Source organism: Flavobacterium daemonense, from assembly GCF_007341385.1.
Classification (GTDB): Bacteria; Bacteroidota; Bacteroidia; order Flavobacteriales; family Flavobacteriaceae; genus Flavobacterium; species Flavobacterium daemonense.
The window spans coordinates 203,625-213,494 of record NZ_VJYD01000009.1; the positions used below are offsets into that span (position 1 = coordinate 203,625).

At 34.6% G+C, this 9,870-nt stretch carries 9 protein-coding genes; 8 read left to right on the forward strand and 1 reads right to left on the reverse strand.

Translation table 11 applies throughout. From position 1 onward, the window contains the following. Positions 1-10: 10 nt before the first annotated feature. Complete coding sequence (gene topA / locus FND99_RS13385) at positions 11-2,527, reverse strand: type I DNA topoisomerase (RefSeq protein ID WP_144338453.1); 2,517 nt, start codon at positions 2,525-2,527, stop codon at positions 11-13. 433 nt (positions 2,528-2,960) lie between these two features. On the opposite strand from topA, the gene miaB reads away from it, so the two are divergent. From miaB to FND99_RS13425, 8 genes are all read left to right on the forward strand, one after another. Then, positions 2,961-4,406 carry a tRNA (N6-isopentenyl adenosine(37)-C2)-methylthiotransferase MiaB gene (gene miaB / locus FND99_RS13390; protein ID WP_144338454.1) on the forward strand — a complete coding sequence of 482 codons (1,446 nt, stop codon included), beginning with the start codon at positions 2,961-2,963 and terminating at the stop codon, positions 4,404-4,406. A gap of 44 nt (positions 4,407-4,450) precedes the next feature. Next, positions 4,451-4,840 carry a GxxExxY protein gene (locus tag FND99_RS13395; RefSeq protein ID WP_144338455.1) on the forward strand — a complete coding sequence of 130 codons (390 nt, stop codon included), beginning with the start codon at positions 4,451-4,453 and terminating at the stop codon, positions 4,838-4,840. Positions 4,841-5,015: 175 nt separating this feature from the next. Then, on the forward strand, positions 5,016-6,272 hold the full coding sequence (locus tag FND99_RS13400) for a sigma-54 interaction domain-containing protein (protein WP_144338456.1): 1,257 nt from the start codon (positions 5,016-5,018) through the stop codon (positions 6,270-6,272). Positions 6,273-6,374: 102 nt separating this feature from the next. Then, a complete protein-coding gene (locus FND99_RS13405; RefSeq protein WP_144338457.1) occupies positions 6,375-6,893 on the forward strand; it encodes an LptE family protein in 519 nt (172 codons plus the stop codon). A gap of 225 nt (positions 6,894-7,118) precedes the next feature. Then, positions 7,119-8,519 carry a tetratricopeptide repeat protein gene (locus FND99_RS13410; RefSeq protein WP_144338458.1) on the forward strand — a complete coding sequence of 467 codons (1,401 nt, stop codon included), beginning with the start codon at positions 7,119-7,121 and terminating at the stop codon, positions 8,517-8,519. A gap of 3 nt (positions 8,520-8,522) precedes the next feature. After that, the gene (secG, locus tag FND99_RS13415; RefSeq protein ID WP_144338459.1) at positions 8,523-8,858 is read left to right on the forward strand and encodes a preprotein translocase subunit SecG; all 336 of its coding nucleotides are present in this window, start codon (positions 8,523-8,525) and stop codon (positions 8,856-8,858) included. A 143-nt stretch (positions 8,859-9,001) separates the two neighbouring features. Next, complete coding sequence (locus tag FND99_RS13420; RefSeq protein ID WP_012023920.1) at positions 9,002-9,277, forward strand: co-chaperone GroES; 276 nt, start codon at positions 9,002-9,004, stop codon at positions 9,275-9,277. An 83-nt stretch (positions 9,278-9,360) separates the two neighbouring features. Further along, complete coding sequence (locus FND99_RS13425; RefSeq protein WP_144338460.1) at positions 9,361-9,711, forward strand: four helix bundle protein; 351 nt, start codon at positions 9,361-9,363, stop codon at positions 9,709-9,711. The last annotated feature ends 159 nt before the right edge of the window (positions 9,712-9,870 follow it).

The window sequence follows — 9,870 nt, forward strand, 5'->3', positions numbered from 1 at the left end:
TGTGCTTAAATTATTTCTTTTTAGCTGCTGCTTTTTTAGCCGGAGCTTTCTTTGCTGTTGTTGTTTTTTTGGCTGGAGTCTTTTTGGCCGGTGTTTTAGCCGCAATCATTTCCTGAACTTGAGGCAATGTTAATTTCGTCGCATCAACATCTTTGCTTAGTTCAATTTTGATTTTTCCTTTTGTGATGACAGATCGTCCCCAGCGCGCTTTTTCAACCAAAATTCCTTCTTCTTCCCAATTGTGAAGCACTTTGTCAATGTTTTTCTGCAATTTATCTTCAATCAATTCCTCAACATCGGCCTGAGATAAATTATCAAAATTGTATTTTTTGCTCACATTCACAAAAAGACCATTCCATTTGATAAACGGACCAAAACGCCCCACACCTTTTTGAACAGCTTCTCCTTTATACACAGCAATTGGCGCGTCAGCAAGTGCTTTTTCGTCAATTAATTCCTGTGCTCTTTCTTTAGAAACTCCTAAAGGATCTTCTCCTCTTGGCAATGAAATAAAAACACTTCCGTGACGCACATAAGGACCATAACGCCCGTTATTTACTTCCACTTCTTCGCCTTTATATTCACCTAAACTTTTTGGAAGCAAGAATAAATTCAAAGCTTCTTCAAGCGTAATATTTCCAATATTTTGATCCGCCATTAAGCTGGCAAACTTTTTATCTTCGTCGTCTGCTTCTCCAATTTGAGCCATTGGGCCAAATTTTCCTAAACGAACAGAAACTTGTCTTCCGTCAGCATCTTTACCAAGAATTCTTTCACCGCTTTCACGTTCAGCATTTGCTTCAACTTCCTTTACATTTGGATGAAATTGATTGTAAAAATCCTGCATCATTTTTGCCCAGTCGATATTTCCCTCGGCAATTTCGTCGAAATCCTGCTCTACTTTTGCAGTAAAATTATAATCAAGAATATTTCCGAAGTTTTTAACTAAGAAATCAGTAACGATTGTCCCAATATCTGTTGGAACTAATTTCCCTTTATCAGAACCTGTATTTTCTTTTAAGACTTTCTCAGCAACTTTATTGTCTTGTAAAGTAAGCTGTGTATAATTACGCTCGTGGCCTTCAAGCGTTCCTTTTTCAACATAATTTCTATTGATGATAGTTGAAATAGTAGGCGCATAAGTTGACGGACGTCCAATTCCAAGTTCTTCTAATTTTTTCACCAAAGAAGCCTCTGTATAACGTGCCGGTGGTCTTGAATATCGTTCTGTAGCCGTAACATAGTTATTTATCAGCTTTTCGTTTACTTTTAAAGCCGGCAACATTCCTTCTTGCTCTTCCTCGTCATCATCATGACCTTCCAAATAAACTTTTAGGAAACCTTCAAAAAGCAATACTTCTCCAGAAGCTGTAAAAATTTCGCTGTGGTTATCTGCCTCAATTTTTACGTTTGTTCTTTCTAACTGTGCGTCGCTCATTTGCGAAGCTAAAGTTCTTTTCCAGATCAAATCGTATAAACGAGCCTGATCACGATCGATGTTTACGCTATGGCGCGACATATCTGTCGGACGAATTGCTTCGTGCGCTTCTTGTGCTCCTTTGCTTTTGTTAGAAAAAGTTCTCGGTTTCGAGAATTCTTTTCCGTATGATTTTATAATTTCAGCTTCAGCGGCGTCCATTGCTTCTTTAGAAAGATTCACCGAATCGGTTCTCATATAGGTAATAAGTCCGGCTTCGTATAAACGCTGTGCTAACTGCATTGTGATTCCAACTGGTAAATACAATTTTCTTGCAGCTTCCTGTTGAAGCGTAGAAGTTGTAAACGGTGCTGTTGGTGATTTTTTGGTAGGTTTAGTTTCTAAATCGGCTACCTTATATTTTGAACCGATGTTCTTGTTCAAGAAATCTTCGGCTTCTTTTTTAGTATTGAAGTTTTTCGGCAGTTTTGCCTTGAAAGCTTTTCCGGCTTCGTTTACAAACTCGGCAACAATTGAATAGGTTGCTACTGCAGTAAAGTTTTGGATTTCGCGTTCTCTTTCAACAATCAAACGTACTGAAACAGATTGTACACGACCAGCAGAAAGTCCGCCTTTGATTTTTCTCCATAAAACCGGAGATAATTCGTAACCCACCAAACGATCCAGAACACGTCTCGCCTGTTGTGCATTAACTAAATTATAATCAATTTCTCTAGGATTATCGATTGCTTTAAGAATCGCAGATTTTGTAATCTCGTGAAAAACAATACGTTTTGTTTTTTTATTATCCAGTTTCAGTTCTTCCGCCAAGTGCCAAGAAATAGCCTCTCCCTCGCGGTCCTCATCGGATGCCAACCAAACCATTTCGGCATTTTTAGATAGTGTCTTCAGTTTGCTTACCAAGGCTTTTTTATCCGGAGAAACTTCATATTTAGGTTTAAAACCATTCTCTACATCTACTCCTATTTCCTTTGATGGTAAGTCGGCTATGTGACCATAACTTGACTCCACCTGAAAATCGTTCCCAAGAAATTTCTCGATCGTTTTCGCCTTTGCAGGTGACTCCACTATTACTAAATTCTTTGCCATTGCTCTTATTTTCTGCAACAAAAGTATTTATTTTTTTTAAATATTAACCTTATGAATGAATTTTTGAGTTATTTTAATATTATGTTTCACAAAATTGCAGATTTATCTGTAATCCTACCTATTATATATATAGGTGTAACTTTTAAAGGATTATGACCGAGAATTGTTCTTTTAAAACCAATCCTCCTAGCCCAGATTGAAGCGAAAAGCCCGGAGTAAAAAATGCAAAAGTTTCTTGTTTTAAAAAAGCGACCAACGGAAGCTCTTTTTAAAACATTAGAAACTTTGCTTTTTTTATGAGGACTTGAAGCGGAAAGCTGGAATAGCTTCTAAATACTATAAAATCTAAAATCTGAAAACATTGTTAATTCTTTATCTGACATCTTGTCATATTCACATCAATTAACCTATCTTTGCACTTTGAAATTTTACAATGGAAAAGATTATTGAAGAAAGCAAACAAGGCGAAAGTCTTGTTTTAGAGAATAAACCTGAAAATACCAAAAAACTATTTATAGAAAGTTACGGCTGTGCGATGAATTTTTCGGATAGTGAAGTCGTGGCATCCATATTATCTGACGGAGGTTACAACACTACTTCTGTTTTAGAAGAAGCCGATTTGGTTTTGGTGAACACTTGTTCTATTCGTGATAAAGCCGAACAGACAATTCGCAAGCGTCTGGAAAAATACAATGCAGTAAAACGTACGAATCCGAAAATGAAAGTGGGCGTTTTGGGCTGTATGGCGGAGCGTTTGAAAAGTCAGTTTTTAGAAGAAGAAAAAATAGTCGACCTTGTTGTTGGTCCTGATGCCTATAAAGATCTACCAAATTTATTAGCAGAAGTTGAAGAAGGACGCGACGCAATCAATGTAATTTTATCAAAAGAAGAAACGTACGGAGATATTTCACCGGTTCGTTTGATGAGCAATGGAATTACCGCTTTGGTTTCTATAACTCGTGGTTGCGATAATATGTGTACATTTTGCGTTGTTCCTTTTACGCGCGGACGTGAACGCAGCCGTGAACCACAAAGTATCATGAATGAAATTCAGGACTTGTGGAATAAAGGTTTCAAGGAAATTACGCTTTTAGGACAAAACGTTGACAGTTATCTTTGGTACGGCGGCGGATTGAAAAAAGATTTCGTAAATGCTTCCGAAATGCAAAAAGCAACTGCGGTAGATTTTGACCAATTACTGGAAATGGTTGCGGTTGGTTTTCCTAAAATGAGAATTCGTTTTTCGACTTCAAATCCTCAGGATATGCACGAAAGTATTTTGCATGTCATTGCAAAATATCCAAATATTTGTAAACACATTCACTTGCCAGTTCAATCTGGAAGTAATCGAATTTTGAAAGAAATGAATCGTTTGCACACTCGTGAAGAATACATGGCTTTGATTGACAAAATTAGAGCGATTGTGCCAGATGCTTCGATTTCGCAAGATATGATTGCCGGTTTCCCAACAGAAACTGAAGAAGATCATCAAGATACAATGAGTTTGATGGAATATGTAAAATATAATTTTGGTTATATGTATTCGTATTCTGAACGCCCAGGAACTTTGGCAGGAAGAAAAATGAAGGATGATGTTGAAGAAGAAACAAAAGCGAGAAGATTACAGGAAATTGTTGATTTACAGCAAAAGCATGCTTGGTTTAGAAGCGAGGAATTTGTTGGGAAAACGGTTGAAGTTTTAGTTGAGAAAGTTTCGAAGAAATCCAAAGAAGAATTTTCTGGAAGAAACTCTCAAAGTATCACAGTAGTTTTCCCGAAGGAAAATTACAAAATTGGAGATTTCGTAAACGTAAAAATCACGAATTGCACTAGCGGAACTTTAAAGGGTGAAGCAGTTGGGTATTCTGAAATGAATTAGTTTTTTAACCGCAAATTTCACAAATTTCCGCAAATTAATTATTGATGATTGATACAAACGAATATTACTACAAGAAAGATCAAAATTATCAAATTGTAGATATATGCATGGAAGTACATAGATTATTGGGACCTGGCTTACTTGAAATCGTTTATAAAGACGCATTAGAAATTGAATTCAAAAACAATAACATTCCTTATCATCGAGAAAAGGAATTTTCAATAGAATATAAAGGAGTTATTTTGCCTCATAAATTTTATGCTGATTTCATAGTTTATGAAGATATAATATTAGAAGTAAAATCAGTGAGAGAAATTAGCAATGATCATCTTGCCCAAACATTAAATTACATGAAACTTGCAGATACTCCAGTTGGAATAATTGCAAACTTTCAAAACAAATCATTAGTACACAAAAGATTGATAAATTCATAAACAGAATTTGCGCTAATTTGTGTAATTTGTGGTTAATTTAATAATAAACATTTCTAACTGATTTTAAAAAATCTGTGTTAATCATTTTAATCTGTAGCAAAAATACAAGCCAACGTTTTAAGTTTTAGAGAAAATCTAAAACCTGAAACAAATAAAAACTTGAAACAAAATCGATATGGAAACAGTTCAAGCAATAAAACAGCGATTTGAGATTATTGGTAATGATCCAAAATTAAATCGTGCCATTGAAAAAGCCATTCAGGTTGCTCCAACTGATATTTCGGTGATGGTAACTGGGGAAAGTGGTGTTGGTAAAGAAAACATTCCTAGAATTATACATTCGCTTTCACACAGAAAGCACGGAAAATATATTGCCGTAAACTGCGGAGCGATTCCGGAAGGAACTATTGACAGTGAACTTTTTGGACACGAAAAAGGCGCTTTTACCGGCGCTACAAGCACACGTGAAGGTTATTTTGAAGTGGCTGACGGCGGAACCATTTTCTTAGATGAAGTTGGAGAATTGCCTTTAACTACTCAAGTTCGTTTGCTTCGTGTTTTAGAAAACGGCGAATTCATTAAAGTAGGTTCGTCTCAGGTTCAAAAAACCAATGTCCGAATTGTAGCTGCAACAAATGTGAATTTATTCAATGCTATTGAAAAAGGGAAATTCCGTGAGGATTTGTACTATCGTTTGAGCACTGTCGAAATCACATTGCCTCCGTTGCGCGAAAGAAATGAAGACATTCATTTATTGTTCAGAAAATTTGTGGCCGATTTTGCTCATAAATATAAAATGCCGCCTTTAAAACTAGATGATGATGCAATTCAGCTTTTGCAAAAATTTAGATGGAGCGGAAATATTCGCCAGCTTCGAAATGTGGCGGAACAAATCTCTGTTTTAGAAACAAATAGAGATATTAATCTGGCAACACTTCACTCGTATTTGCCTGCTGAAGGAAGCAATTTGCCGTCTGTAATTAGCGACAAGAAAAAAGAAAGTGATTTTAGTACCGAAAGAGACATTTTGTACAAAGTCCTTTTTGATATGAAAAGCGACTTGAACGATTTGAAAAAACTGACTTTGGAATTGATGAAAAATGGTTCCTCAAAAGTTCAAGACATTAATCCGAATTTAATTCAGAAGATATACGGTAATCAAGAAAACGACAGCGAAATTGATTTTGAAGAAGAACCAAGAACTGCTGTTATGACTCCGGCAAGCCGAGAAGATAATTACCAAATGCCCGATGACAATTATTTGTTTGCCGAAACCATCGAAGAAGAAGAAATTTTACGTTTAGAACAGAAAGAAATCGAAATGATCAAAAAATCATTAGAAAAAAACAAAGGAAAACGTAAAGCAGCTGCCGACGAACTGGGAATTTCAGAAAGGACTTTATATAGAAAAATCAAACAATTTGACCTATAAAAAATAAATTTCAATAATTAAAAATCCACATTCCAATTGCCTATATTTGGGCACCTATTGGGATTTGGAATTAAATAAATTGGAATTTTCACATACAATTTTATGAAAAAAATATATTCTTTATTTGCCTTATTAAGCTTGTTCTTATTAAGCGGATGCAATGTGTACAACTTTACTGGAACAGGAAATATTGATGCTAAAACATTTCAAGTTAACTTTTTCCAGAACAATGCCGACTTAGTTGAACCTGGAATTGACAGACAATTTACACTGGCTCTGCAGGATATCATTATGAATCAGACCAACTTAAACTTAGTAAGTAATAGCGGTGATTTGGTTTATGAAGGTGAAATTACAGATTATAGGATTACACCAATGACTGCAACTGCTGCAGACGCAAATGGCAATATGGGAGCGTCGCAAAACCGTTTGACAATTCGTGTAAATGTTAGATTTTCAAATAGGAAAAAAGAAACGGATGATTTTGAGAAACAATTTGAGTTTTATAATGACTTTAAAGGAACAGATCTTCCAACTGGAGCAGTCTTAAATAACGCAATTCAGACCATTTTCGAAAGAATTACTCAGGATATTTTTAATGAGTCATTGGCAAAATGGTAATTTTATAGTTTAATCGGTTAATCGTTAAGTCGTTAAATCGATTAAATTATTAAACAGTAAAATCGGTTAAACAAATTTCCGATTAAACAGTTAAACAAATGAACGATTAAACAGTAAAATCGATTAAATTATCAAACAGGAAAATCGGTTAAAAAAATTTCCGATTAAACAGTTAAACAAATAAGCGATTAAACAGTTAAACCAATAAACGATTAAACAGTAAAAATGAACGTAACCGATTATACCTACCTAATAAACAAACCTGACACCGTCACAGAAAAACAGGCCGAAACATTAGGAAGTGTTTTGAATGAATTTCCATATTTTCAAAGTGCACGTGCATTGCGACTAAAAGGACTTTACAAACAAAACAGCTTTAAGTATAATTATGCCTTAAAGGTTACGGCGGCACATACAACGGATCGTTCGGTTCTATTCGATTTTATTACTTCAGAGGATTTCACTCCTATTCAAGGAAACTATTATAATCGAAAATTGAACGAACTTTTAAATATTACTGTTTTTGATGCTGAAATTGTTTCGGCAGAAGAAAAAAAGAAACTTGCCGAAGTTCGTATCGATCCAATTGAAAAATCAATTTTAGATTCTATTAAAGAAGCAACATCAGTAACTTTTGAGGAACCTATTAAAGTTGAAGAAAACCCAATTGAGACAGTAATTGAAGAACCTATTATACATTCTGCTGTAGAAGAAAAACCAATTGAATCTACAACTGAGGAACTTGTTACACTCTCTACTATAGAAGAAACACCTATTATTAAGGAACCAAGCCGAACTTTTTTAGAAGACAGATTAGACGATGAAATTCCTAATGTTAGAATAGATCCAATTGAAAAATCAGTTTACAATGCCATAAAAGAGGCGGAAAATGTTGTTTTCGAAGAAGCCAAAACTGCTGAAGAATCAGTTGTAGTTGAAAATTCAGAAGAAGCAAGTACTATAGAAGAAACGATTGCTGCGGAAGAACCGAAAGAAATCGAAATTCAAGAAACACCAATTATTGCTGAAGAAACTGTAATTATACCGGAACCAGAAGAAATTGCGATTTCAGAAACTAAAACAATTTCTGAAACAGAAAACAATGAAATTGCAGAAGCAGTAAAAATTGCAGAAGAAAATCTGGAAATTGGAAAACCGTTAGATTTTTCTGCAAAAGAAAAGCATTCGTTCCAAGAATGGCTGCAACTAGCAAGAACTGAACCTATTGACAGAACAAAAGAAGCTCCAACAGAAGAAAATCTGCCAGAAAATGCTATTGAAAAAGCAGAACAAACGCTAGGAACAGTCTTTGAAGAAGAAAAAACGGAAGACGAGAAAAAGAAAAAAGCCGAAATAATTGATCGTTTTATAGAAGCAAACCCAAAAATTTCTCCTATAAAACAGACTGCAATTACAGCCGCAGTTCAGCTTGACATCAATAAAGACGAGAGTTCGTATTTAATGACAGAGACTTTAGCCAGAGTATATTTGGAACAAAAAAAATATACAAAAGCAATTCAAGCATATGAAATATTAATTTTGAAATATCCAGAAAAAATTACTTTCTTTGCAGACCGCATATCGGATATAAAGATTTTACAACAAAATAACAATAACAATAATTAAGTAATGAGCACATTTTCAATTTTTTTAGTTTTAATCACAATAGTTTGTTTTCTATTGATCGTAGTAATCATGGTTCAAAACCCTAAAGGAGGAGGATTATCTTCTACTATCAGCGGAACACAAATGTTAGGTGGTGTTCAAAAAACAACTGACTTTTTAGATAAAAGTACTTGGACGCTAGCAACTATTTTGATCGTTTTAATTTTACTTTCTAGCTTAAGCTTTACAGGCTCATTAAACGATGCTGGATCTAAAATTATTGAAAAAACAGAAGCTCCTGCAAATACACCAGCTGCTCCTGCTCAAGGAACTCCTGCTCCTGCAGCTCCAGCTAAATAATTATAGCTTGATATAAAATCCAATGCCAGCCTGTCAAAGCTGGCATTTTTTTTAAGAAAAAATGTCAGTTTATAGACCATGGCATAATTTCTGAAAGTTTCTTGAACAATAAAAAACGTATAACCTAATAATAATATAAAATCATGGCATTAAACATTAAACCACTTTCAGACCGCGTACTTATTGAGCCTGTTGCAGCTGAAACTAAAACTGCCTCAGGTATTTTTATTCCAGATACTGCCAAAGAAAAACCACAAAAAGGAACTGTAGTTGCAGTAGGAAACGGATCTAAAGATCATACTATGACCGTAAAAGTTGGCGATACTGTTCTATATGGCAAATATGCAGGAACAGAATTAAAATTAGAAGGAACTGATTATTTGATTATGCGTGAGGACGATATCTTGGCGATAATCTAAAGATTGCTATAAGCCGTAAGCTTTAAGCTATAAGCTCAGTAAAATGCCTATAGCCTACTGCCTAAAGCTTAAAGCCAATAAAAATGAGAGATTTTAAAAAATACGATATTTGGCAACTCAGTCATTCTTTAACTTTAGAAATCTATAAATTAACTTCTTTCTTTCCAAAAGAAGAACTTTATGGATTAACTAGTCAGATAAGACGGGCCTCTTCTTCAATTCCAACCAATATCAGCGAAGGATGCGGAAGAAATAGTGACAAAGAATTTAATCAATTTCTCAACATAGCTTTAGGTTCTGCCAATGAAACAGAATATCTTTTGATTTTAGCGAAAGATTTGCAATATCTCAATAATGAAATTGCTGAAAATCAAATAGCAAAAATCAACAGCATAAAAAGCAAAATTTACAAATTAAAACAAGTATTAGTTTAGCTATAGGCTATAAGCCGTAAGCAATAAGCTTTCAAATAAAGCTTAAAGCAACAAAAAAAATCAGCAGTAGAGAAGCCTAAAACTTAAAGCCTACTGCCTAAAGCAAATAAAAAAATATTAACTCAGCAGTAGAAAAGCCTAAAGCTTAAAGCCTACTGC